Origin of the sequence: Sphingomonas carotinifaciens (assembly GCF_009789535.1) — a bacterium.
GTDB classification, from domain to species: domain Bacteria; phylum Pseudomonadota; class Alphaproteobacteria; order Sphingomonadales; family Sphingomonadaceae; genus Sphingomonas; species Sphingomonas carotinifaciens.
Window position 1 is genome coordinate 2,940,367 of the sequence record NZ_WSUT01000005.1, and the last position, 23,846, is coordinate 2,964,212.

The window sequence follows — 23,846 nt, forward strand, 5'->3', positions numbered from 1 at the left end:
CGAACACAGCATGTCTCCGTATGGCCCGCCAGTTGGTGCGGGGTCGCAGAGTTGATAGCAGAAAGTCGTTACGCTCGCAATCCGTCAGCCGATCGTCACGGCATGCGCCCCTCCCGCCTGCTGCTCGAACCGGGTGCGTCGCCCTGCGAAGCGCTCGATTACCGTCGCCGCCGTGCGGGCATGCTCGCTCGGCTTGACGGTGGTGAACACGCCGCCGCCCGCCAGCGCCATCGGTAACAGCAACTGGTCGGCGAGATACGGCCCGGCAAAGGCCTCGCACGCCAGATAGCCGCGCATCCGCCCCACCGCCGTCTTCGCGACCCGTTCCGCCGTCACGCCCAGTTGCGCAAAGCCGCTCACAATCTCGGTGACATGCTCGAACTTCGCCTCCAGTAGCAGGATGTTGCCCGGCCCCTGATCTACCGGCAACTCGCGCATGAAGCATTCGCGCTCCGACCAGTCGAACGCCTTGCGGACCACGGCGATCTCGCGCTCGGCGATCGACATGGGCAATCCGGCGAATAAGGCGCAAGCCGACACGCCCAGCGCCTCTCCCCGCGTCAGGCATTCGATCGGCTGGAGCGCACCGGGGGTAATATCCACCTCGATCCGCCCGCCCCCGCGCGGATAGAAGCCATGCCGGACCAGCCGCGCCTCCACCTGCCCGCCCATCCGGCGGACGATCGGCAAGAAGCTGCGCTCGATGAACTCGAACGGCGGGGACAGCATGTTGTGGGTGCCGCCCTCCAGCACCAGTCGCGACGAACCATCGGCGAGCAGCAGCGGCATCAGCACCGTCTGCAACACCAACCCCGTCGATCCTGCCGTTCCCACCGAAAAGCGATAGTCGCCCGCCGCCACCCGGCCGGGGCGAAAGGTCAGGTCGGACGAGCCGACGACCAGCCCCTCGCACGTCGCGCTGCCGATCGCGCACGCCGCCTCGATCGCGGTGACATGCTGACGCATTAACCCCGGCTTCGACCGCTTGGCGCGGACATTCGTGATGCGGACCGGCTCCCCGGTAACAAGCGACAGCGCGCACGCATTGCGGACGATCTGTCCGCCACCTTCGCCCTCGCTGCCATCAATCTCGATCATGATATTCACTCTGACCAATGGTGTGCGTCACCCTTTGACGCACACCACCTGTTTCAACGTGTGGACGATCTCAACCAGATCGACCTGGGCGGCCATCACGGCTTCGATCGGCTTATAGGCCTTGGGCGTCTCGTCGATCACGCCCTCGTCCTTGCGGCATTCGACGCCGGCGGTATCGGCGATATGCTCGTCGAGCGTCACCAGCTTCTTGGCCGCCGTCCGGCTCATCACCCGACCCGCGCCGTGGCTGCAGCTATCGAACGAGTCCGGGTTGCCGAGCCCTCGGACGATGAACGACTTGGCGCCCATCGATCCGGGGATGATACCCATCACGCCCTTCGCCGCCCGCACCGCACCTTTCCGTGTCACCAGCACATTCTCACCAAAGTGATTTTCGCGCGTGACGTAGTTGTGGTGACAGTTGACCGCCTCCAACTCCGCCTCGAAAGGCTTTGCGATGACCTTGCGCAGGGCGGCGATGACGTTGGTCATCATCATCCTCCGGTTGAGCGCCGCATAATCCTGCGCCCAGCCGACCGCCTCGACATAATCGTCGAAATGGTCGGTCCCCTCCGGGAAATAGGCGAGGTCCTCATCGGGCAGGTTCAGGTGCCATTTGCGCATGTCCTGCTTGGCCAGCTCGATAAAGAAGGTGCCGATGGCATTGCCGACGCCACGCGATCCCGAGTGCAGCATCACCCACACCCGCGCCTCTTCGTCGAGGCACAGCTCGATGAAGTGGTTGCCGGTGCCCAGCGTCCCCAGATGCACGAGGTTGTTCGTGTTCTTGAGCCGCGGGTGCTTTTCGCAGATCCGGTCGAAGCGCTGGACGAGCGTCGCCCAGGCCGACACGATCGCGGGCGGCGGGCTGCCCCAACTGCCATTGTCGCGCTTGCCACGCCCGACGCTACGACCATGCGGCACCGCCTGCTCGATTGCCGAGCGGACGCCCTGCAGATGGTCGGGCAGATCGCTCGCCATCAGCGAGGTCCGTGCCGCCATCATGCCGCAGCCGATGTCGACCCCGACCGCCGCCGGGATGACCGCGCCCTTGGTTGGGATCACCGAACCCACCGTCGCGCCGATGCCGATATGAACGTCGGGCATGGCCGCGACATGCTTGAAGATGAACGGCATCTGCGCCGCCCGCGTCAATTGCGCCCGCGCGCCGTCCTCGACCGGCACGCCGCGCGTCCAGGCCTTGATCGGCACCCCGCCGGGGACGTCAGTGTATTCGTAAGCGGTGGCGGTCATCGTCTAACTCCTCGGACTTACCTTTGAGGCGGCCGGCCTATTCCGGCCGCCTCTGCCGCGTGTCGGACCGTTCGATACCATGCGATCCGACGAACATGGCTTTGCGAGGAGCGTGCCAAATGCCGCGAGACGATCGAAAATCTTGCTTATCACTTCGTAATTGGGGGATTTTCCCGGCCTCTCGATCATGAGCGGGTTGATCCACACCCCGAGCAGACACGATCGACAAGGATCGTAGTTTATCCTATCGTATCGTCATGAAGCCCACTGTCGCTATCGGTTTTCTCGGCTCGACGCTCGATGCCGCTAAGTTTGACGCCGGGCGGTGGAGCCGATGGCGGCCGACAGTCGGCCTCACCATGCACGAAGACCTACGGATCGACCGGCTCGTCCTGATCCACGGGACCCAGCATGCGCGACTTGCCGCATTCGTGGCGCTCGACATCGCCTCGGTGTCGCCGGAAACGCGGGTCGAGATGCAGGTGATGGACTTCACCGACCCATGGGATTTCGAGGAGGTCTATGGAAAGCTGCTCGACTTCGCGCGGGCCTATCCGTTCGATCCGGATGCGGAAGACTATCTCGTCCACATCACGACCGGCACGCATGTCGCGCAGATCTGCCTGTTCCTGCTGACCGAGGCGCATTATCTGCCGGGTCGCCTGCTTCAGACGCAACCGGCCCGGGGACCTGGCGGCGCGGCGGGGACGTGGAACATCATCGACCTCGACCTGTCGCGCTACGACAGCATCGCCACGCGCTTCGCTGCCGACAGCGCCGAGAGCACCAGCTTCCTGAAATCGGGCATCGACACCCGTAACGCTGCCTTCAACGCGATGATCGACGAGATCGAGCAGGTCGCGGTCCGCAGCCGCGCGCCCTTGCTGCTGATGGGACCGACCGGCGCGGGCAAGAGCCAGCTCGCCCGGCGCGTCTACGAACTGAAGCGGGTCAAGCGACAGGTGAAGGGGCCGCTGGTCGAGGTGAACTGCGCGACGCTGAAGGGCGATAGCGCGATGTCGGCCCTGTTCGGCCACCGCAAGGGCGCCTTCACCGGCGCCGCTGCGGACCGTGCCGGGCTGCTGCGCACGGCAGACACCGGCGTGCTGTTCCTCGACGAGATCGGCGAACTGGGCCTCGACGAACAGGCGATGATCCTGCGCGCGATCGAGGACAAGCGCTTCCTCCCCGTGGGCGCCGACCGCGAAGTCGATAGCGACTTTCAGCTGATCGCCGGCACCAATCGCGACCTTGCCGCCTGCGTGGCGGCGGGGACGTTCCGCGACGACCTCTATGCGCGGCTGAACCTCTGGACCTTCGCGCTGCCCGGCCTTGCCGAGCGCCGCGAGGATATCGCACCCAATCTCGATTATGAACTCGACCGCCACGCCGAGCGTGAGGGCGACCGCATCACCTTCAACAAGGAAGCGCGGGACCGCTATCTCGCTTTTGCCACCAGTGCTGAGGCGCGCTGGCCGGGCAACTTCCGCGACCTTGCCGCCAGCGTCACCCGCATGGCGACCTTCAGTCCGTCGGGACGCATCAATGTCGACTGCGTCACCGCCGAGATCGCGCGGCTCAAGCGCCTTTGGATGGGCGGGGCGGACGCGCCCGATGCACTCGCCGATCTGCTGTCACCCGAGCAGTTGGACGCGCTCGACCCGTTCGATCGGGTCCAGTTGGCCCATGTGGTGGAGACCTGTCGCGAGAGCCGCTCGCTGTCCGAAGCCGGCCGTACCCTGTTCGCCGCCTCTCGCCGCCAGCGCACGTCGACCAATGACGCCGATCGATTGCGCAAATACCTCGCCCGCTTCGATCTGAGCTGGACCGACGTGATGGGCGATCGCTGACCGTGTAGGATACGGGACGGCCGATGCCGCCCCGTGCCACTCAGGCCGCCGCCGTGATCCTGCTCCATCCCGTGCGGAAGGCGCTGATCTCGTCCGCCCAGAGTTGATGGGCCGTGTCGGCAAGATCGGGGTGCTCACTAGCCCATCCGCTCGGCAGGTGCTGCCGCGCCAATACGCAGAGGTGAACATGCTGCCGGGCGGTGCTGAGTCCGTCACCGGGCACGTGCAGCACCGCCATCGTCGACAGGCAGCGACCGCCCGCCAGATGAACCGCCGCATAGGCCGACGCCATGTCGAGCAGGTCATGCGAAGGCATGTCATACTCGCCTTTGATGGTCAGGATCGCGGCGAGCAGCCGCTGATGCGGCCGGACGTTCGCATCATAATCCTCCAACAGCCGCCACAGCGGGGTATCAGGCGCCCCCTGCGCCAGGATCAGTCGATGGTCGCGGGCCGTGACGGGCAAGCCGCACGGTGTCCGCGGCGCATCGGCTTCCGGCTTGAACGGCGCCAGCTTGCTGCCGAACACCGCCATGACGCGGTTGACGCTCTGCCGGGATCGCGGGCGCAGCAGTGCATAGCCGACGGCCTCACAGCCGGGTTCGCGCACGTCATAGATCATGTCCATGACCTCGGCCGGGCTGTGCCACGGTACCACGGCCGCATTCTTGGTCTTCATTGTCTTTGTCACTCCGGCGGCGTGGGCTGCACACGCGTCGCCTTCTTTTTCACCCTGACGGTACAGCCGCCAAGGCGCACTCCTGCTTCTCTCCTTGTGCTTCCGGCGCTCGCCTAGCGCCCGGCCCCTCGCCCATGAGGCGGGAAACCGGGGGGAAAGTCTATATCGCTCTGCCCTTTGCTCAGGCGGGGCGGGTTCGCATGACGCGCTTTTTGGCGCTTGCTTTGGCCCACCACGGGCAGCGCCAAGTCTGGCCCGGTCGATACCGGTGGAAGCACCTTTGCTTGCGGCACGGGCTCGGGCACCGCCGTTTGTTTCGCGACGGGCATCGGTCGTTTGATCACGTTCGCCGATGGTGAGGCGGCCGGAACAATCTGGCCCGGGCTTGCAGGCACATCGTCCTTCGCACCTTGGATTGGTCGCGCCGGCGGGAGGGGCGAAAGCGATGGACCAACGGCAGCAGCGGGCGACGGAGCAAGTTGCTCAGCAAGAGCATTATCCGGTTGCGGGAGCGACGGCTGACGCGCGCGCCACCGCTGCGCTAGGTCAGGGTCCGCCAATGCATCGGCGAGGCCATATCTTACGGCCATGGCGAAGGTACGCTCGCGAAATTCGGGATCGCCGGCCACAATCACACGACCATCCGATTTTCGGACGGCAAGACGAAACGCGGCGAGCATGGCCGCCTCGTTCCGTGCGATCACGTCGATTGCCTCACCCCTGTCGAGGAAGGCTGTGGGACCATCGGCTTTCCGGGCGTAGCGGACGCCGTCCGAGCAGGGATAGGCTCGAAATCCATCGATCGACGGCAGATCGGCCGGGCGCTTGCCGCTCCCCACTCCGAAGCTGGAGAACGCCCTTGCGCTATGGCGATGACGCCACGCTTCGGCAAAGGCACCTTCCCCTTGCTCATAATACCAGCTTTCCAGATTTGGCGCGGGCCGTTTGAGCACCTTTTGCCTGGCGAGGGCAGCCGCGCGTGCACGATCGGTGGCATGCTCCGACGATGCGGCGTCGCGCTTGGCTTTCTGCCACCTTTTCCACCGCTCGAGCTCGCCGCGATATTCATCAGCCCTGAAGGCCTTCGCTAGCCGATCCCCCTTCGCGTCACGGGCCGCAATTTCCACGGCGGCCGTCCGCGGGACGAAATCCCCAAGGCGCTTTTCCAAGCGCACGCGGGTGATCGACCGATCGACGGCCGATTTTCGTACCTTCTCGTTTCCAACCTACAGGATGACGCCGTTCGTCCCGATGGTGTCATAGCTGATACCAACCTCGGCGAGCGAGCGATGCAACGCGTCCCACGATCGCGCCGCCCGGATCAGGGGCACGGCTTCCTCCTGGGCGATGCGGTGCGCGGAACGATAGCCCGTCCGGGTTTCGAACGCCGCGGCCTTCTGCGACATCGGTTTCCGATCCGTATCGACGCGCGCCGCGGCCCCGGCACTCATCACCAGCCGACCATCGACCACCTGATAGCGAGCATCGGCTTCGGCCTGCCAGCCGAACCGATCGACGATCAGGGCAACCGCCTGATGCGCTGCCTCGAGCGTGAAGCCGTCGTTGATCTCGATCATCCGCCGGGCAAGCGGATCATAGCGGTTGAGCGCGATATGGACGTGACGATTGTCGGTGTCGCCATGGCAAGCATAGATGCACGGCTGGTCGCTGACGCCGAGATGATCGAGGAACATGCCGACCGCTTCGTCGATCTCGGCGCGCGTCGGCAACTCGCCCTCACGCCAACTCAGCAGCCAGTGGTCGATCGGATTGGGACTGCGGGTTGCCGCTTGCGCGACGGCGATCATCTCGGCGCGTTGCCCCTCGATGGCCGTGCTGACGAAGTTGCGACCACCGATATGGAACAGGCGCTCGCCTTTCGTGCCGCCGAGCTTCTCGCGCAGCATATAAGCGACCTGATAATCCTTCTCTTCGCTCTGCTTCTCGGGCTGCCGGAGATAGTCGACGAGGTTGCGGGCATGCCTTGCCCGCTCCGTGGTCGCATTGCGTCCGGCTGGGCGCGCCGGGATGCGTTTCACGATCACGGGGCGTCGGCCTTTTCATCGCCATCCACCACATCGTCCAATTCGTCGACTAACCCCAGGATCGCGGCACACACATCGCCGAGCGTCACCTCGATCACGCTCTCATGGACGTAGTGCTTCTCGGCCAGCTGCTGGATGCGGCGACCTGCGACATGCAGCGCGGCGATCTTGCGCAGGGCATCGCGATTGCGCACGCCGCCACCAAAGAGACGGGCGCGAACGTAGGTCGATATCCCCACTTCGCCGGCCTCGCTGACCAAGCGCTGCCGCTCCTCGGCGGTCACCCGGAAGACGATGCGGTCGCCGGAATCCTTCCTCGGCGGACGCTTGCCGCGCGCCTTCCGAGAAGCTCGGCCCGCGTCATTCTGGCTCACGCCGCTTCTCCTGCGACAAGCCTCCGGCGCGGAGCAGGCCCCGCACCGCGGGTGGTGGTGTCATACACCACCCATCCTGCTACCTTATTTCCTCCCTCTTCAGCGCGCAGGCGAGAGCTGGAGCGCGTGCTCCTTCTCACCTGGGTGCGCACCCTCTTGCTTCTGACTTGCCCAGACCGCCGGGCTGGCTCGGGGCGCGTCATGCGCGGTCCCCCTTCGCGCGCGTTGGGCGCGCCTGTCGCAGTTTCTGCGGCAGGAGGCGGATGGTCCGCTGGTCGGGCAGATGGCCGGTCACGATCGGGATCTTCGCCACCGTGGCCTTGAGCTTCTCGAGCGAGGCACGGCCCGGATAGCGGGTCATGCCCTCGCCACCGGCCCCCTTGTGGCCGAGCAGATCGTTGCGGAACTCGATGAAGACCTCCTGGTCCTTCAGCTCGTCCGACACGGTATGGCGGGCGGAGTGCATCGCCTGACCGCGCTTCCGGTCGGGCACGGTCGGCGCGATATAGATCCACCACAGCTTGTAGAAGACGTCGCCCAGCTTTCGCTTGGTATCGCCGCCGGGCACGAATTCGGGGAACAGCAGCGTCTCCCCCGCCGCGCGCATCGCCTCGACATAGCGCAGGAAGCCAAGCCGGATCAGTTCGTCGGCAATGACGATCACGCGCCGGGCGGACTTGTTCTTGATCCGCCCGGTGATGGTGGGGCGGATCAGCAGATAGTTGATGCCATGCCGCTCCTCGACATCGTCGAGCATGAGCTTGGCCAATTCCTCGCGCCGCGCGCCGGTGTACCAGACCAGCAGCAGTAGATAGAACAGGCCATCGTGGATGACCTTGGAGCCGGGCTTCAGTCGCTCCTCGACGCCGACGCAGCCGGTCCATGGCGGCAGGCGGAAGATCGCCTCGCCCTGCTCACGTGTATAGCGCAGCCGCGCCTCGCGTTCGTCCTTGTCGATCGGGGCCGTAAACTCACCAAAGTCGATCGGCTCGGCGATGGGCACGGCCTTGCGCGTGAAGCTGTGGATTGGCCCAGCTTGTTGAAGTGCTTGTTGGCGGTCCCAGTGGACAAGCCGATCTGATCCATGGGTACGCCGCCATTCTCGACCCGATCGGCGAACACGGCTGCGGCCTGTTCCAGGCTTTGCCCGAGGTCGTGGTCGCCAGCCGCCTTGCCATAGTTGACGGAGAGCTGATCGAACCATTTGTCGAGCTTGACGATGTCCGCCTTGGTAACCCGCCACATCGGCGTGCCGGGTGGCAACGACTTCTGCAGCAGCACGGCAGCCCAGCGGATCTGGCGCAGCGTCTGTTCGCCGACGCTGTCCTTCTCGCGCTTGCCGCCCTTGCGATGCTCCAGCAGGCGGGGCGTCGTGGCGATCATCCGTTCCGCCGCCTCGACTGGGGTGCAATGCAGCCAGTCCTCTGGCACCCCCGGAGCCGTACCGACCGGCGCAGGATGAACGCCAGCGATGGGCGAAGGCAACGGCTGCGCCAGTGCAGGCGTGGCCGAATTGCCAGGCGCCACCGTCCTGGGCGTGGCCGCACTTCGAAGCTGCGCCTCTGCGGCGGCATAGGCGTCGCGGTAGGCCGGATAGAGGGCTAGCTCCAGCATCCAGCGCAGCCGGTCATCGACTGCGAAACCCGCAGCGGCAAGATGGCGATCGATCTCCTCCTGCCGGATCGGGTCGATGCCGCGCTCCTCTCGCATGGCGATGATCCTGCGCAGGTCGACGATCCGCTGCGCGCTCCAGCCCTCCGCCTCCAGTTTGCGCTCTTCGGCCGGCAGGAAGGACATATGGCCGCCCTGGTTCTTCAGTCGCTCGAAATAATCGACGAACGCCAAATTGGCGGCCGAGTGGGTCTCGACATCGTATGGCGTCGATCGCTGCAGGGTGCACACCTCGGCCAGTCGCTCCTCGTACATCGCCTTGGCGATCGCCTGGAGCTCCTGCTCGGTGATATCGGTCTTCTGCTTGGCCCGCCTGTCGAGCATCTCCAGCACCCTCGGCGTCACCGCCGTGAGCGCCGCCCCCATGTTGCGCGCTGCCTTCCGGTCGGTGGTCCGCAGCGACAGCCGAACATCTAGGGTGCCATTATCCAATAAACGGTGAATTCGGCGCCACCAGAAAATGTGCCCGCGCCGGTAAACGTGTTGAAGACAGTCCAAAACCGCGGCCTTCCCGGCCAGCGCATTGGCACAATCCGATGCACAATTGTGCAGGTGCCAACGGCCGACCCTGATAGTCAGCCAGCATCTTCAAACACTTAGCAGCCAATTGGCTGGGATTTCAGGCAGATGGCTGGGGCGGCAGGATTCGAACCTGCGTATGACGGTACCAAAAACCGTTGCCTTACCGCTTGGCGACGCCCCAGTGGAGTGGCGCGCCTTAAAGGGCGGCGCGCCACTTGAAAAGCCTCAATCTAGGCGGCGGAGCCACTGATGCGGGTCGGCCGCATGGCCGCGCTGGATCGCGACCAATTGCTCGCGCAATTTGGTGGTGAGTTGGCCCGGCCCACCCGATCCGATGGTGAAGCGCCCGGCCGGCTCCGCCACGCTACCGATCGGCGTGACCACCGCTGCCGTGCCACATGCGAACGCTTCGACCAGACGACCGCTCTGCGCGTCCGCGCGCCACTGATCGAGCGAATAAGGCTCCTCGCGCACCGTCAGCCCGGCGTCGCGGGCTAGCGTCAGCACCGAATCGCGCGTGATGCCGGGCAGGATCGTCCCGCTCAGCGGCGGCGTCGCCAGTGAACCGTCGTCGAAGACGAAGAAGACGTTCATGCCGCCCAGTTCCTCGACCCATTTGCGCTCGGCGGCGTCCAGGAACACGACCTGGTCGCATCCTTGCGCGATCGCCTCCTTTTGCGCGAGCAGGCTGGCCGCGTAATTGCCGCCGCACTTGGCCGCGCCGGTGCCGCCAGGGGCCGCGCGAGTATAGCCCTGGCTGACCCAGATCGACACCGCCGGCGCGCCACCCTTGAAATAGGCGCCGACCGATGAGGCGATCACCATGTAGAGATATTCGGACGAGGGCTTCACCCCCAGGAACACCTCGCTGGCGATCATGAACGGCCGCAGATAGAGCGAGCCGCCCTCCATCGTCGGGATCCAGTCGCGATCGGCCTGCACCAGCCGTTCGATCGACTCCAGGAACAGCGCTTCGGGCAATTCGGGCATCGCCATGCGCCGCGCGGAATCGTTGAACCGGCGCGCGTTCATCTCCGGCCGGAACAGGCCGATACCGCCATCCTCCAGCGAATAGGCCTTCATCCCTTCGAAGATTTCCTGCGCATAATGCAGGACCGCGGCGGCCGGATCGAGGGTGAGCGGCTTGCGGGCGGTGATCTGCGCGTCGTGCCAGCCCTGCGCATCGTCCCACCGGATCAGCGCCATGTGATCGGTGAAGACGCGCCCGAAACCAGGGTCGACCAGCCGCGCCGCACGCTCGCTCGCGTCGACCGGGGTCGCGCTGGGATCGAAGCGGAACGGGACGGTCGTCGGCGCGTGCATGGCGGTCCTCTCAAACAATCAGGTTGCGGACGCGTAGGACCGATGGCTAAACCGGTCAACATGACTGCCTTGAACCAGTCCGCATCGGCACAATTTCTCCGCGAACCAGAGCTCCGCAAGGGCATGGAACTCATGTATTTCGGCAACAGCCATATCGTGCGATCGATCGATCGCGGGTTGGCAGCGCAAGGGCTGGGGCGTGCGCATCACCGCGCGCTCTACTTCATCGCGCGGCGGCCCGACATGACGGTCAGCGAATTGCTGTCGATACTGGCCATCACCAAACAGTCGTTGGGCCGCGTGCTCAACGAACTGACCGAACGAGGATTATTGGAGACGAGGCCCGGCGACCGGGATCGGCGCCAAAGGCTGCTGCGCCTGACGCCCGAGGGTTTGACGATGGAAAGCACGCTGTTCGAGGCGCTGCGTGAGAAGCTGTCCCTGGCCTATGCCCGCGCGGGGCAACAGGCGGTGACCGGCTTCTGGACGGTGCTGGAAGGACTGATCCCGGAGGAAGAGCGCACCCGCATCGAAAAATTGCGCCTGCTGGACAAACGTCCGGGTTGATCCCTGACCCCCCGCCGGTGGGGCACGACCGGCACCATCCCGCCCATATGCGGATACCCCTTCACCCCTCCGGCGCGCGGGCGAGCTTGGCGACAAGCCGCTCGCCGTCCGGCGCTTCGGCATACAAGGCGGCGGCCCGCCACGCATAACGCGCCTCGAACCTGCGGCCGAGCGCCCAGTAGACATCGCCCAGATGCTCGGCGATCTCGGCATTGGCGGGTTCCTCCGCCGCCGCACGCTCCAGCAGCGGCACCGCCCGGTGCGACTGGCCGGCGATATGATAGGCCCAGCCGAGCGAGTCGGTAATCGACGGATTATTCGGTGCGATCCGGCTCGCCGTCTCCAGCAGCTTCGTCGCGCCCGCGACATCCTGCCCGCGCATCACCCGGGCATAGCCGAGATAGTTGAGCGCCAGCGGCTCGTCGGGCGCCAGTGCCACGGCCCGCGCCAGGGCCGGCTCCGCCTGCGCCCACTGCCCCGCCTGATCGAGCGCGCTGCCATATTGCATCCACGCCGCCCAGGGCACCGGCGGTTCCGCCGCCACGACGCGTGCATACCAGCCGGCCGCCTCGGCAAAGCGGCCGTCCTCCGACAACAGGTCGGCGAACACCTGCCAGTCGCGCGACGATGCATTGCGGGCCGTCGCGCGGGCCCGTGCGAGATCGAGTGCGACGCCGCCCTTGCCCATCGCGTCCAGCAACCCGATGCGGCTGGCCGCGGCGGGTTCGACGAACGGGCTCTTGCGCCCCACGGCGTCCAGCACCGCCAGCGCCTGCGCCTCGCTGCCGTCACGCGCCAGGGCGTCGGCTAGCACCAGCCGCGCACGGTCATATCCCGGATCGGCGGACAGGCTGGCGCGGGCCAGTGCGATCGCAAGCGAACGCGGCCCCTGCCCCGCGATCTCGGCGCCCACGCGGGCGAGCAGCCGCGATACCCCGAAAGCCAGCGTCGGCTTCGCCCCGATACCGCGGCGATGCGCGGTCAGCGTCGGATCGCTTCCCGCGATCAATGCCCGCGCCGCATCGCGGCGATGGCGGTGGAACAGCAACTGTGCAGCGGCGATGCGGATATCGAGCGGCGACTGCGCGCCCTCGATGGCGATGCGCGCGCCGCCGCCATCGTCGCGACCCGCCGCGATCGACAGCAGGACCTGCGTTTCCAGCGACAGGCGCCGTGCCACCACATCCTTGGTCGCGGCCAGGATCGGGTTCGGGTCCTCGCCCCGCGCAAACGCCGCCCAGCCATGCAGCGACGGCGCCAGGATGGCGAGCCCGCCGCGCTCCAGCCGGGTTGCCGCCGCATCGAGCGCGGCCGGGTCGTTCCGCCGCGCGGCATCGGCGACCGCGATCAGCGCCACGTCCAGCGGCGCGACATCGGCCCTCTGCAACACCGCCGCGGCCCGGCGGACCAGCGCATCGTCGCCCGCGGCCAGCGCTTCGCGATAGGCCCGCACCGCAATCACCGGATCGTCGGGCCGCCCCGCCAGCACCTCGCCGAAGCGCGCCGCCGCCGCATCGGGCCGCCCTTGCGCCGCGGCGATCCGCGCCGCCAGATAGGCGGACAGGTCGTCCCTGCCCCCATCCGCTGAGGCGAAGGCGACGGATGGGCAGAACGCCAGGACGATCCCGATGATGCGGCTACATGTTCGGATAGTTCGGGCCTCCACCGCCTTCGGGCACGACCCAGTTGATGTTCTGGGTCGGGTCCTTGATGTCACAGGTCTTGCAGTGGACGCAATTCTGCGCGTTGATGACGAACTTCGGATCGCCCTCCTCGACGCCCACCACTTCATAGACGCCGGCCGGGCAATATCGTTGCGCGGGCTCGTCATAGAGCGGCAGGTTGTGTTCGATCGGCACCGACGCATCCTTCAGCGTCAGGTGCACCGGCTGGTCCTCTTCATGATTGGTGTTCGACAGGAACACCGACGACAGCCGGTCGAAGGTCAGCACGCCGTCCGGCTTGGGATAGACCGGCGGCTTCACCTGATCCTTGCGCCACAGCGTTTCGTGATCGCGGTGCTGCTTCATCGTGAAGGGCATCTTCAGCTTGAAATATTCAAGCCACATGGTGACGCCCGCCAGCCCCGATCCCATGAAGTCGCCGAACCGCGCCACCAGCGGCTTGGTGTTGCGGACGATCGACAGCTCCTTCTTGACCCAGGACCGCTCGAACGCGTCAGGGTAGGCGGACAGTTCGTCGCCCTCACGCCCCGCCTGCACCGCCTCGAACGCGGCCTCGGCCGCCATCATGCCGGACTTCATCGCGGTATGCGTGCCCTTGATCCGCGGCACGTTCAGGAAGCCGGCCGAGCAGCCGATCAGCGCGCCGCCGGGGAAGACGAGCTTCGGGATCGCCTGCAACCCGCCTTCGTTGATCGCGCGCGCACCATAGGACACGCGCTTGCCGCCCTTCAGCAGCTCGGCGATCTCGGGATGCGTCTTCCACTTCTGCATTTCCTGGAAGGGCGACAGATAGGGGTTGGAATAGTTCAGCCAGGTGACGAAGCCGATCGACACCTGCCCGTTCGCCTGGTGATAGATCCAGCCGCCGCCATTGGCATCGTCGCCCAGCGGCCATCCTTGCGTATGCACCACCTTGCCCAGCTCGTGCTTGGCGGGGTCGATGTCCCACAATTCCTTGATGCCCAGGCCGTATACCTGCGGCTCGCTGTCGCGGTCGAGGTCGAACTGGCGGATGATCTCCTTGCTCAGATGCCCGCGCACCCCCTCGGCGAAGAAGGTATATTTCGCGTGCAGCTCCAGCCCCGGCTGCCAGTCCGGCTTGCGCGTGCCGTCGCGCGCCACGCCCATGTCGCCGGTGGCGACGCCCTTCACCCGACCATCGTCGTGGAACAGGATCTCGGCCGCGGCAAAGCCGGGGAAGATCTCGACGCCCAGTTCCTCGGCCTTGCCCGCCAGCCAGCGGCACAAATTGCCCAGGCTGCCGGTATAGGTGTTCTTGTTGTGCATGAAGGGCGGCGTCCACAGATGCGGCAGCACGCGCTTCTTCGTGGCGGACAGGATCCAGTGATGGTTCTGCGTCACCGGCACCTCGGCCATCGGGCAGCCATCCTCGCGCCAGTCGGGCAGCAGCTCATCGAGCGTGCGCGGATCGATCACCGCACCCGACAGGATGTGTGCGCCGACTTCCGAGCCCTTTTCCAGCACGCACACCGAAAGTTCGGTGCCACCCTCGGCGGCCAGCTGCTTCAGACGAATCGCGGCAGACAGGCCCGCCGGGCCCGCTCCCACGATCACGACGTCATATGGCATTGATTCGCGTTCGGTCATGCGCATCCCTCCGGTGGCGGTAGCGTCGCTTCTTTCGGGCGCGGGCCAACACCAATTTGTCCCTTTTGCCGATCCGACAGATTGACGTTTTCGTCAACCTTGAAGCATGGGTGAACCCAATATGGGGGCTTACCAGACCATCGATCCTGCACTTGCCGCCAGCGCGCTCGAATGGTGGCACGATGCCGGCGTGGACCTGATCGTCGGCGACGATCCGTTCGACTGGCTCGCCACGCCGACGGACGAGGCGTTCGCGCCCATGCCGGGCCTCGCCCTTGTCACCCTGCCCGCATCCCCCGCCGCCATCGCGCCGGCGCCCGCCGCCCTGCCCGACACGCTGGAGGCATTCGCCACCTGGCGCATGGGGCCGGAGGCGCCGGAGCAGGGCTGGACCGGCATCTCGCTGGCCGCCAGCGGTCCGGCGGATGCGGCCGTGATGATCTTGGTCGACTGCCCGGACCGCGACGACGGACAGGCGGGGCAATTGCTGTCCGGGGCGCCCGGTCGCCTGTTCGACCGGATGCTTGCCGCGATCGGCCTGTCGCGCGACGCGGTGCATATTGCCGCGGTCTGCGCGCGCCGTCCCGCCGCCGGCCGCATGCCGCGCGAACTCGAAACCCGGCTGGGCGAGGTCTCCCGCCACCATGTCGGGCTGGTCGCGCCCAAAAGGCTGCTGCTGCTCGGCAATGCGGCGAGCCGTGCCATCCTTGGGACCGAAATGGGTCAGGCGCGCGGGATTTTGCACCGGCTTAACCATAGAACCGGCACCGAGGGGTCGACCGGCGAGCAGGATACCGGTGTGGTGGCAAGCTTCCACCCAAGGTTCCTGTTGGAAAAGCCGGTGGCGAAGGCGGAGGCCTGGAGGGATTTGCAGTTGCTGATGAAGGATATCGGGGCATGACGCGCACGCTGGCGATCGCATGCGCACTGGCGGCCACCATGGCCGCGGCGGCGGCCACCGCCGAACCGGCCAATAGCGCAACCACCGCCAAGACCCCGCGCATCCCCACGCTGCTCGACGACGCGCAACAGGTCGGTTACCGCGCCATCTTCGGCGCGATCCGCGACGGCCGCTGGACCGATGCCCAGCTGCAGCTCGACGCGCTGAAGCCGGGTCCGCTCCACGCCATCGCTCGCGCCGAGCTCTACACCGCCAAGGGATCGCCGCGCGTTGATCTCGACAAGCTGCTCGCCGTCCTGAACGAAGCGCCCGAGCTGCCCCAGGCCGAGCAGCTCGCCCGCCTCGCCAAGTCGCGCGGCGCGAGCGAACTTCCCCCGCTTCCCGAAACCCAGACGCTGATCTGGCGCGACGGCGCGCCCCGCCGCGCCCGTGCCAAGAGCGTGAAAAGCGACGAAATCGCCGCCACCCTCGCGGTACAGATGCAGCCTTATGTGAAGGCGGACCAGGGTGCACCGGCACAGGCGCTGCTCGAATCCACCAGCGGCCTCACGCCCGAAGCGCAGACCGAGTGGCAGCAGCGGGTCGCCTGGATGTATTTCCTCGGCGGCGACGACACCAACGCCCGCGCCATGGCCGCCAAGGCGGCGGTGGGCAGCGGCGAATGGGCGATCCAGGGCCGCTGGGCCGGCGCGCTGTCCGCTTGGCGCCAGGGCGACTGCGCCGCCGCCGAGAACGGGTTCGAGGGGGTTGCCGCCCGCGCCCCCGACGTCGATCTGCGCGCCGCCGCGCTCTACTGGGCATCGCGTGCCGACATGGTGTGCGGCCGCCCCGACAAGATCGAGGGCCGGCTGAAGGCCGCCGCGCAATTCGGCGAAAGCTTCTATGGTCAACTTGCCCGACAGGCGCTCGGCCTGAAGACGCAGGCCCAGCCCGGCGGGCAGTTGGTCGCCACCGACTGGGCGGCGCTCGACCGCCGCCCCAACATCCGCGTCGCCGCCGCGCTGGCGGAAATCGGCGAGAGCGAGCTGGCCGATACCGTGATCCGCCAACAGGCGCGCATCGGTGCCCCCGCCGAATTCCGCAGCCTCGTTCGCCTTGCCGAATCGCTCGACCTGCCGGCGACCACCGTCTGGCTGGCGCATAACTGCCCGGCCGGCGTCACCGCCACCGCCGAGGCACGCTACCCCACCCCGAACTGGACGCCGGACAGCGGCTGGCGCGTCGACAAGGCGCTGGTCTATGCCCACACGCTTCAGGAATCGGGTTTCCGCAACAAGGTGGTGAGCCCCGCCGGCGCCTATGGCCTGATGCAGATCATGCCCGCCGCCGCGACCGACTTCGCGCGTGAACGCGGCGTCTCCATCGACAAGTCCGCACTGACCAAGCCGTCCACCAACATGGATGTCGGCCAGCGCCATCTGGAGCGGCTGCGCGACATGGCGGGCATCACCGGCGGCCTGCTGCCCAAGGTGATCGCGGCCTATAACGCCGGCCCCAAGCCGGTCGGCGAATGGAACAGCATCGTCCATGACGGCGGCGATCCGCTGCTCTACATCGAAAGCATCCCCTATTGGGAAACGCGCGGCTACGTCACCACGGTGCTGCGCAACTACTGGATGTACGAGGGGCAGGCGGGCAAAGCCAGGTCGCCCAGCCGCACCGCACTGGCGCAGGGCATGTGGCCGCGCTTCCCCGGCCTGCCGGGCGCCGCTGCGGTCCGCATGAACGCGAAGCCCAATCCGCGCGCCACCGCCGACGCCACCACCGCCATCGCGGTACAGGCGGCGGTCAGTCCGCAATCGACCACGGTGACGCGTGCCGATTGATCCCACCCGCACCTTCCGCCCGGTCCGCATCGCCGTCCTCACCGTCTCCGACACCCGCAGCCTGGCCGAGGACCGCTCCGGCGACACGCTGGTCGGCCTGCTGACCGGGGCGGGTCACGAACTCGCCGACCGGGCGATCATCCGCGACGAGGCGGAACAGATCGTCGCGCGCCTGCACGCCTGGATCGACGATCCCGAGGTCGATTGCATCCTGACCACCGGCGGCACCGGCGTTACCGGCCGCGACGTGACACCGGAGGCGGTGGAGCGCGTCGCCGACAAGATGATCCCCGGCTTCGGCGAACTCTTCCGCTGGCTCAGCTACCAGACGATCGGCACCTCCACCGTCCAGTCGCGCGCCTGCGCCTGCGTCACCCGCGGCACCTATATCTTCGCCCTGCCCGGCTCCACCGGCGCGGTGAAGGACGCCTGGAACGGCATCCTCAAGGACCAGCTCGACAGCCGCCATCGTCCCTGCAACTTCGTCGAGCTGATGCCCCGCCTTCAGGAGCGTTGAGCCTCACCCGGCATCCGGCTGCATCGCGGCCAGTTCATGCCCGTCCATGTCGCGGAAATGGAATCGCCGCCCGCCGGGAAAGGCGAAGATCGGCACGCTGATCGTGCCCCCCGCCCCGGCCACGGCGGCCAGCGCCGCCTCCAGGTCCGCCACCTCGATCACCGGCAGCGGCTGGCGCACCGCGTCGCGGTCGGCGTCCAGCCCGATATCGGTATCGCCCGACATCGTCGCCGCATAGCTCGGCCCGAAATCGCTGAAGTCCCAGCCGAACGCCTGCGCATAGAAACGCTTCGCCGCCTCCCGGTCGCGCACCGGCAGTTCCAGATAGTTCAACCGTGCCATCGCTTCGCCCCTGTTGTTCTTGCTATGTTCTGACACGACCGATAGCATCGCGCAATGGCAAAGACTCGCCCCCAGCGCGGCGCCACGATGAACGCGGCCAGCACCCGCTTCAACCTGCCCGGCCAAGAAGCCGATGGTGACTGGCTCGACGCCCGCGAGGCGATCGACGGCGAGGCCCCGCGACTGCGCACCACGGTGACGGTCGAACGCCCCCGCACGATCATCGCCCGCAACGCCTCCCCCGACGTCCCCTTCGACCGCTCGATCAACCCGTATCGCGGCTGCGAACATGGCTGCATCTACTGCTTCGCCCGCCCCACCCACGCCTTTCACGACCTCTCCCCCGGCCTCGACTTCGAAAGCCGCCTTTTCGCCAAACCCGACGCCGCCACCCTGCTCCGCACCGAACTCGCCCGGCCGGCCTACACCCCCGCCCCCATGGCACTCGGCACCAACACCGACCCCTATCAACCCATCGAGTCCGACTGGCGCATCACCCGGAACGTCATTGAGATACTGGCGGAAACCCGCCATCCGCTGACCATCACCACCAAGTCGGATCGCGTGGTGCGCGACCTCGATCTGCTCGGCCCCATGGCGGCTGACGGGCTCGCGGCGGTGTGCATGTCGATCACCTCGCTCGACCCGAAGATCGCCGGCACCATCGAGCCGCGCGCGCCGCATCCCGAACGCCGTCTCGCCGCGGTCCGCCGCCTCGCCGATGCCGGCGTGCCCGTCTATGTCTCGATCGCCCCCGTCATCCCGGCAATCACCGACCATGAAATGGAGCATCTGATCGAACGCGCCGCGCAGGCCGGCGCCCGCAACGCCTTCTTCATTCCCGTCCGCCTGCCCCATGAGGTCGCGCCGCTGTTCCGCGCCTGGCTCGACGCGCATTTCCCCGACCGCGCCGGCAAGGTGATGGCGACGATCCAGGCGATGCGCGGCGGGCGCGACAATGATCCGGACTTCTTCAACCGCATGAAGGGCAGCGGCCCTTGGGCGGATCTGCTGCGCACCCGCTTCCACATCGCCTGCCGCCGCCACGGCCTCAACCGTGAGCGCATTACCTTACGCACCGACCTGTTCCGCAAGCCGGCCGGGGCGCAGGGCGAGTTGTTCTGACCTCAAAGGATCGCGCGGCCATCCCAGCCGTTGAACCTGCGAAGGAGACGGATGATGATCGACCCCGAGCAGGAACCGCAGCAGGACGACACCCCCACCGAGCAGGAATCGGGTGCCGGCTACGGCAACAACGCCGAAGAGCCCGAAGGCGAAAGCAAGTAATCCATACAATCCCTCTCCCCTCCGGGGAGAGGGGACCCACGGCGCAGCCGTGGGGAGGGTGAGGGGCATACCAGCAGTGCTGCCTGGCCTCATAGCGCTCGGCGCTAACCTACCAGCGCCAACCGCGCGTCGGAACTCTTCATCTCCACCCCCGTCACCCCCGGCAGCGTCTCGACATGCTCGGCCAGTTCCGCGTCCAGCAGGAAGTCGCGCCCCAGCATCACCATCGCCTCGCCCCCGTCGGGAAGCGCCAGCCGCGCCCGGACTTCCCCCTTGGCGCCGCGATGCTCGGCCAGCAACGCGGCGAGCGGGCGGAACGCCGCTGCATCGCCGATCGCCACCTCCAGCACGAACCGCGCCTGCGACGCCAGATTCTCGAACGGCTGGATACGCTTGATGCTGACCCGCGGCGCCTCCTCGCCCGGTCGGCGGTCCAACTCCACCGTCACCAGCCCGCATCCGCCGACCCGTGCCGCGTCCTCCAGATCCTTGGCCACCGCATCGTCGAAACACGTCGCCAGGAACTGCCCCGTCGCATCGGATACCTGCGCCATCATATAGCGCTTGCCTCGCGCCGAGGTGCGCCACCGCGCATCCTCGATCAACAGCGCCATCGTCGCGCCCGCACGCGTACCGTCGTCCGGGATCACCAGTTCGGACAGCGCGGTATAGCTGCGCGCGCCGTGCATCCGCGCAATATGCGCGTGCCGGTCGACGGGGTGCGCGGAGAAATAGAAGCCGAACGCCTCCTTCTCCTGCTCCATCTTTTCCGAAAGGCTCCACCGCGCATTCGCCGGCAGCTTGATCGCATCGCCCGCCTGCGGCCCGTCGCCGAACAGGCCGCCCTGCCCGCTCGTCCGCCCGGCATGGGTGCGTGCCGCGATCGCCAGGATCGTCTCGGCCACCGCGTGCACCCCGGCGCGGTTCGCCTCCACCCCGTCGAACGCGCCCGCCGCCGCCAGCGTCTCCAATTGCCGCTTGTTGATCAGTCGCGGATCCACCCGCGTCGCCAGTGCGTCCAGCGTCGTGAAGGCGCCGCCGCTGGTGCGCTCGGCGACCAGCTTCTCCATGGCGCCCTCGCCCACCGACTTCAGCGCGCCCAGCGCATAGCGGACGGCCAGTCCCTCGCCATGCACCTCGACATCGAACTCGGCCTGACTGGCATGAATACACGGCGGCAGCATGGTCACGCCCATGCGGCGCGCATCATCGACAAAGATCGCCAGCTTGTCGGTCAGCGCCATGTCGTAGCACATCGATGCGGCATAGAATTCATGCGGATGATGCGCCTTCAGCCACGCCGTCTGGTAGGCGAGCAGTGCATAGGCGGCAGCGTGCGACTTGTTGAAGCCATATCCGGCGAACTTGTCGATCAAGTCGAACAGCTCGTTCGCCTTGGCCTTGGGAATGCCGTTGGCGCTCAGGCACCCCTCGACAAAGGTCGCGCGCTGCGCGTCCATCTCCGCCTTGATCTTCTTGCCCATCGCGCGGCGCAGCAGGTCGGCGCCGCCCAGCGAATATCCCGCCAGGATCTGCGCGGCCTGCATCACCTGTTCCTGGTAGACGAAGATGCCGTAGGTCTCCGCCAGGATCGGCTCCAGCAGCGCATGCGGATAGACGATCTCCTCCGTGCCCTGCTTGCGTCGCCCGAACGAGGGGATGTTGTCCATCGGCCCCGGCCGGTAGAGCGAGACGAGCGCGATGATGTCGCCAAAATTGGTCGGCCGGACCGCGGACAGCGTCCGGCGCATGCCTTCTGATTCCAGCTGGAACACGCCCACCGTGTCGCCCTTCTGGAGCAGGCCGTAGGTCGCCTCGTCATCCCAGGGCAGTGCGGCAAGATCGATCTCGACCCCGCGCTTGTTCAGCAGTTTCACCGCCTTTTGCAGCACGGACAGCGTTTTCAGGCCGAGGAAGTCGAACTTCACCAGCCCGGCGCCCTCGACATATTTCATGTCGAACTGCGTCACCGGCATGTCGGATCGCGGATCGCGGTAGAGGGGCACCAGTTGCGCCAGCGGCCGGTCGCCGATCACCACGCCGGCGGCATGCGTCGACGAGTGGCGCGGCAGGCCCTCCAGCTTCGTCGCCAGGTCCAGCAGGCGCCGGACCTGGTTGTCGTTGGCATATTCCTTGGCAAGCTCGGGCACGCCGTTCAGCGCGCGCTTCAGGTCCCAGGGATCGGTCGGGTGATTGGGCACCAGCTTGGCCAGCCGGTCGACCTGGCCATAGCTCATCTGCAGCACGCGGCCCGTGTCTTTCAACACCGCGCGCGCCTTCAGCTTACCGAAGGTGATGATCTGCGCCACCTGATCGCGGCCGTATTTCTCCTGCACGTAGCGGATCACCTCGCCGCGCCGCGTTTCGCAGAAGTCGATGTCGAAGTCGGGCATCGACACGCGTTCCGGGTTCAGGAAGCGTTCGAACAGCAGGCCCAGCTTCAGCGGATCGAGGTCGGTGATCGTCAGCGCCCAGGCGACGACCGAACCCGCGCCCGAACCACGCCCCGGCCCCACCGGAATGTCATGGTCCTTTGCCCATTTGATGAAGTCCGCGACGATCAGGAAATAGCCGGGAAAGCCCATCTGGATGATGATGTCGACCTCGAAGGTCAGGCGCTCGTGATACGCCTCGCGCCAGCCCGGCGCCCCCTCGCCCTCCAGCTCGGCGATGCGGTCGAGCCGCGCCTCCAGCCCGGCGCGCGCGTCGCGACGCAACATCTCCGCCTCGCCGTCACGGTCGCCCGCCAGGCTGGGCAGGATCGGCTTCCGCCACGGCGCCATCACCGCGCAGCGCTGCGCCACGATCAGCGTGTTGTCGATCGCCTCGGGCAGGTCGGCGAACAGCGCCTTCATCTGCGCCGCCGGCTTCAGCCATGCCTCCGGACAGCTACGCGGCCGGTCCTCGCTTTCCACATAGGTGGAATTGGCGATGCACAACATCGCGTCATGCGCGTCGCCGAAGGCGGAGTCGGTGAAACAGCACGGGTTCGTCGCGACCAGCGGCAGGTCCCGGTCATAGGCCAGGTCGATCAGCGCCTGCTCGGCCGCCATCTCGACCGGATCGTCGCGGCGGCACAGCTCCACGAACAGCCGGTCGCCGAACAGCGCCTGCAAACGGTCCGCATAGGTGCCCGCACGTGCCGGCTGATCCTCCGCGAACAGCCGCGCCAGTCCGCCCTCCCCGCCCGCGGTCAATGCCACCAGCCCGTCGCAATGCCGCGCCAGCGTCTCGAAGCAGACATGCGCCGGCAGTTCGATCGGCCGCTCCAGATGGGCCGCCGACACCAGCGCGCACAGATTGTCGTAGCCGCGTTCGTTCTGCGCATAGAGCGCGATCCAGTCCAGCACCGGCGGCACGCCCTCGGGCATGTCCGGCCGGGCAAGACCCAGCATCGTGCCGACCACCGGCTGCACGCCGGCCTTCTTGGCCGCGTCCGAAAACGCCATGGCGGCATACAGGCCATTACGATCGGTCAGCCCGGCGGCGGGAAACCCTTGCGTCTTCGCCTGCGCGGCGATCGCCTTGGGGTCCATCGCCCCGTCGAGCATCGTGAAGGAGGAAAAGATGCGGAGCGGGACATAGCCGGAATGCATCGCATCCCCATAGCCCGACCCGCATGATTCGACCAGCACGGAACCCTCGTCCGATCGACCCGTTGCGATCGTGAATCACAGGAAGAATGCCCGCATGACCGACGCCTCCCAGGATCCGCAAATGTCCATCGGTACACCCAGGGTCGGGTCCGGCTGGGGCTGGATATTGGGCTATGGCATCCTGTCCGCGGCGATCGGCGTCGCCGCATTCGCCTGGCCCTTCTCGGCGACGCTGGCCGCGACGCTGGTGATCGGCGCCTGCTTCATCGCCGCCGGCATCGTCTCGATCGGCGCCGGCATCTTCGGCCAAGGGCATGAGGGGCGCGGCTATGCGATCGGCTTCGGCCTGTTGTCGCTGTTCATCGGCCTCATCATGGCGTTCGAACCGGCGACCGGCGCATTGTCGCTGACGCTCCTCGTCGCCGTCTGGCTGGGTCTGCGCGGCATATTGGAGATCGTCTGGGGCCGCCGCATGCGACGCGGGCGCGGCGCGATGTTTGCGCTCGGCGCGCTCAACATCGTGCTTGCCCTAGTGGTGCTGGCAACGCTCCCGTGGAGCGCATTGACCCTGCCGGGCTACATCCTCGGCCTCAGCTTCCTGTTCGGCGGCATCACCGCCATCGTCTCGGCCCTGAACCACAAAAAGGGCGCAGACGCCTTCGCCCTCTGATCCATAAGCCCTCTTCCCTCAGGGGGGGAGA

The 23,846-nt window shown here is 66.9% G+C and carries 19 protein-coding genes and 1 tRNA gene; 7 read left to right on the top strand and 13 right to left on the bottom strand.

What is annotated here, in order from left to right:
* Positions 1 to 84: 84 nt before the first annotated feature.
* The gene (gene rtcA / locus GQR91_RS15655; protein ID WP_149680720.1) at positions 85 to 1,098 is read right to left on the bottom strand and encodes an RNA 3'-terminal phosphate cyclase; all 1,014 of its coding nucleotides are present in this window, start codon (positions 1,096 to 1,098) and stop codon (positions 85 to 87) included.
* A 27-nt stretch (positions 1,099 to 1,125) separates the two neighbouring features.
* Positions 1,126 to 2,352: an RtcB family protein gene (locus tag GQR91_RS15660; RefSeq protein ID WP_149680721.1), complete on the bottom strand. Its 1,227-nt coding sequence runs from the start codon at positions 2,350 to 2,352 to the stop codon at positions 1,126 to 1,128.
* A 257-nt stretch (positions 2,353 to 2,609) separates the two neighbouring features.
* Between GQR91_RS15660 and rtcR the strand changes: the two genes are divergently transcribed.
* Entirely contained in the window at positions 2,610 to 4,202 is a 1,593-nt protein-coding gene (rtcR, locus tag GQR91_RS15665; protein WP_149680722.1) for an RNA repair transcriptional activator RtcR, read from the top strand.
* Between the two features lie 40 nt (positions 4,203 to 4,242).
* Here the strand turns inward: rtcR and GQR91_RS15670 are convergent, their stop codons facing one another.
* The 7 genes from GQR91_RS15670 to GQR91_RS15700 form a co-directional block, all read right to left on the bottom strand.
* Positions 4,243 to 4,881: a hypothetical protein gene (locus tag GQR91_RS15670; protein WP_149680723.1), complete on the bottom strand. Its 639-nt coding sequence runs from the start codon at positions 4,879 to 4,881 to the stop codon at positions 4,243 to 4,245.
* Between the two features lie 113 nt (positions 4,882 to 4,994).
* A complete protein-coding gene (locus GQR91_RS15675) occupies positions 4,995 to 6,050 on the bottom strand; it encodes an LPD7 domain-containing protein (RefSeq protein ID WP_149680724.1) in 1,056 nt (351 codons plus the stop codon).
* A 57-nt stretch (positions 6,051 to 6,107) separates the two neighbouring features.
* Positions 6,108 to 6,926 carry a relaxase/mobilization nuclease domain-containing protein gene (locus GQR91_RS15680; protein ID WP_149680725.1) on the bottom strand — a complete coding sequence of 273 codons (819 nt, stop codon included), beginning with the start codon at positions 6,924 to 6,926 and terminating at the stop codon, positions 6,108 to 6,110.
* A complete protein-coding gene (locus GQR91_RS15685) occupies positions 6,923 to 7,300 on the bottom strand; it encodes a plasmid mobilization protein (RefSeq protein WP_149680726.1) in 378 nt (125 codons plus the stop codon). The genes GQR91_RS15680 and GQR91_RS15685 overlap by 4 nt, the downstream gene beginning before the upstream one ends.
* A gap of 849 nt (positions 7,301 to 8,149) precedes the next feature.
* On the bottom strand, positions 8,150 to 9,337 hold the full coding sequence (locus GQR91_RS15690) for a hypothetical protein (RefSeq protein WP_149680727.1): 1,188 nt from the start codon (positions 9,335 to 9,337) through the stop codon (positions 8,150 to 8,152).
* Between the two features lie 262 nt (positions 9,338 to 9,599).
* Positions 9,600 to 9,674, bottom strand: a tRNA-Gln gene (locus GQR91_RS15695).
* A 44-nt stretch (positions 9,675 to 9,718) separates the two neighbouring features.
* On the bottom strand, positions 9,719 to 10,816 hold the full coding sequence (locus GQR91_RS15700) for a branched-chain amino acid aminotransferase (RefSeq protein ID WP_149680728.1): 1,098 nt from the start codon (positions 10,814 to 10,816) through the stop codon (positions 9,719 to 9,721).
* Between the two features lie 42 nt (positions 10,817 to 10,858).
* Between GQR91_RS15700 and GQR91_RS15705 the strand changes: the two genes are divergently transcribed.
* The gene (locus tag GQR91_RS15705) at positions 10,859 to 11,383 is read left to right on the top strand and encodes a MarR family transcriptional regulator (protein WP_112382749.1); all 525 of its coding nucleotides are present in this window, start codon (positions 10,859 to 10,861) and stop codon (positions 11,381 to 11,383) included.
* Positions 11,384 to 11,444: 61 nt separating this feature from the next.
* Here the strand turns inward: GQR91_RS15705 and GQR91_RS15710 are convergent, their stop codons facing one another.
* Together GQR91_RS15710 and GQR91_RS15715 are read right to left on the bottom strand one after the other, a co-directional pair.
* Entirely contained in the window at positions 11,445 to 13,049 is a 1,605-nt protein-coding gene (locus GQR91_RS15710; protein WP_235903813.1) for a tetratricopeptide repeat protein, read from the bottom strand.
* On the bottom strand, positions 13,021 to 14,676 hold the full coding sequence (locus GQR91_RS15715) for an electron transfer flavoprotein-ubiquinone oxidoreductase (protein ID WP_149680729.1): 1,656 nt from the start codon (positions 14,674 to 14,676) through the stop codon (positions 13,021 to 13,023). The genes GQR91_RS15710 and GQR91_RS15715 overlap by 29 nt, the downstream gene beginning before the upstream one ends.
* Before the next feature lie 106 nt (positions 14,677 to 14,782).
* On the opposite strand from GQR91_RS15715, the gene GQR91_RS15720 reads away from it, so the two are divergent.
* From GQR91_RS15720 to moaB, 3 genes are read left to right on the top strand one after another with little or no spacing between them, the layout of a single operon-like run.
* Positions 14,783 to 15,577: a uracil-DNA glycosylase gene (locus GQR91_RS15720; RefSeq protein ID WP_235903814.1), complete on the top strand. Its 795-nt coding sequence runs from the start codon at positions 14,783 to 14,785 to the stop codon at positions 15,575 to 15,577.
* On the top strand, positions 15,574 to 17,403 hold the full coding sequence (locus tag GQR91_RS15725; protein ID WP_174236567.1) for a lytic transglycosylase domain-containing protein: 1,830 nt from the start codon (positions 15,574 to 15,576) through the stop codon (positions 17,401 to 17,403). The genes GQR91_RS15720 and GQR91_RS15725 overlap by 4 nt, the downstream gene beginning before the upstream one ends.
* Positions 17,393 to 17,920, top strand: a complete 528-nt coding sequence (moaB, locus tag GQR91_RS15730; RefSeq protein WP_149680730.1) for a molybdenum cofactor biosynthesis protein B — start codon at positions 17,393 to 17,395, stop codon at positions 17,918 to 17,920. The genes GQR91_RS15725 and moaB overlap by 11 nt, the downstream gene beginning before the upstream one ends.
* 3 nt (positions 17,921 to 17,923) lie before the next feature.
* Here moaB and GQR91_RS15735 read toward each other — a convergent pair whose 3' ends face one another.
* On the bottom strand, positions 17,924 to 18,262 hold the full coding sequence (locus GQR91_RS15735; protein ID WP_112382916.1) for a VOC family protein: 339 nt from the start codon (positions 18,260 to 18,262) through the stop codon (positions 17,924 to 17,926).
* Positions 18,263 to 18,316: 54 nt separating this feature from the next.
* Here GQR91_RS15735 and GQR91_RS15740 point away from each other — a divergent pair, with 54 nt between their 5' ends.
* Positions 18,317 to 19,387: a PA0069 family radical SAM protein gene (locus tag GQR91_RS15740; protein ID WP_149680731.1), complete on the top strand. Its 1,071-nt coding sequence runs from the start codon at positions 18,317 to 18,319 to the stop codon at positions 19,385 to 19,387.
* A gap of 266 nt (positions 19,388 to 19,653) precedes the next feature.
* Here GQR91_RS15740 and dnaE read toward each other — a convergent pair whose 3' ends face one another.
* On the bottom strand, positions 19,654 to 23,100 hold the full coding sequence (dnaE, locus tag GQR91_RS15745; protein WP_235903873.1) for a DNA polymerase III subunit alpha: 3,447 nt from the start codon (positions 23,098 to 23,100) through the stop codon (positions 19,654 to 19,656).
* Positions 23,101 to 23,266: 166 nt separating this feature from the next.
* Here dnaE and GQR91_RS15750 point away from each other — a divergent pair, with 166 nt between their 5' ends.
* Entirely contained in the window at positions 23,267 to 23,815 is a 549-nt protein-coding gene (locus tag GQR91_RS15750) for an HdeD family acid-resistance protein (protein WP_235903815.1), read from the top strand.
* Positions 23,816 to 23,846 lie beyond the last annotated feature (31 nt).

Bases quoted from the DNA above. Each gene is read 5' to 3' on its own strand.
- GQR91_RS15670 (WP_149680723.1), bottom strand. From the start codon at position 4,881: ATGAAGACCAAGAATGCGGCCGTGGTACCGTGGCACAGCCCGGCCGAG.
- GQR91_RS15740 (WP_149680731.1), top strand. From the start codon at position 18,317: ATGGCAAAGACTCGCCCCCAGCGCGGCGCCACGATGAACGCGGCCAGC.
- GQR91_RS15720 (WP_235903814.1), top strand. From the start codon at position 14,783: ATGGGTGAACCCAATATGGGGGCTTACCAGACCATCGATCCTGCACTT.
- GQR91_RS15705 (WP_112382749.1), top strand. From the start codon at position 10,859: ATGGCTAAACCGGTCAACATGACTGCCTTGAACCAGTCCGCATCGGCA.
- dnaE (WP_235903873.1), bottom strand. From the start codon at position 23,100: ATGCTCGACGGGGCGATGGACCCCAAGGCGATCGCCGCGCAGGCGAAG.
- GQR91_RS15690 (WP_149680727.1), bottom strand. From the start codon at position 9,337: ATGGGGGCGGCGCTCACGGCGGTGACGCCGAGGGTGCTGGAGATGCTC.
- GQR91_RS15715 (WP_149680729.1), bottom strand. From the start codon at position 14,676: ATGACCGAACGCGAATCAATGCCATATGACGTCGTGATCGTGGGAGCG.
- rtcA (WP_149680720.1), bottom strand. From the start codon at position 1,098: ATGATCGAGATTGATGGCAGCGAGGGCGAAGGTGGCGGACAGATCGTC.
- GQR91_RS15660 (WP_149680721.1), bottom strand. From the start codon at position 2,352: ATGACCGCCACCGCTTACGAATACACTGACGTCCCCGGCGGGGTGCCG.
- GQR91_RS15725 (WP_174236567.1), top strand. From the start codon at position 15,574: ATGACGCGCACGCTGGCGATCGCATGCGCACTGGCGGCCACCATGGCC.
- GQR91_RS15735 (WP_112382916.1), bottom strand. From the start codon at position 18,262: ATGGCACGGTTGAACTATCTGGAACTGCCGGTGCGCGACCGGGAGGCG.
- GQR91_RS15750 (WP_235903815.1), top strand. From the start codon at position 23,267: ATGTCCATCGGTACACCCAGGGTCGGGTCCGGCTGGGGCTGGATATTG.
- GQR91_RS15700 (WP_149680728.1), bottom strand. From the start codon at position 10,816: ATGCACGCGCCGACGACCGTCCCGTTCCGCTTCGATCCCAGCGCGACC.
- rtcR (WP_149680722.1), top strand. From the start codon at position 2,610: ATGAAGCCCACTGTCGCTATCGGTTTTCTCGGCTCGACGCTCGATGCC.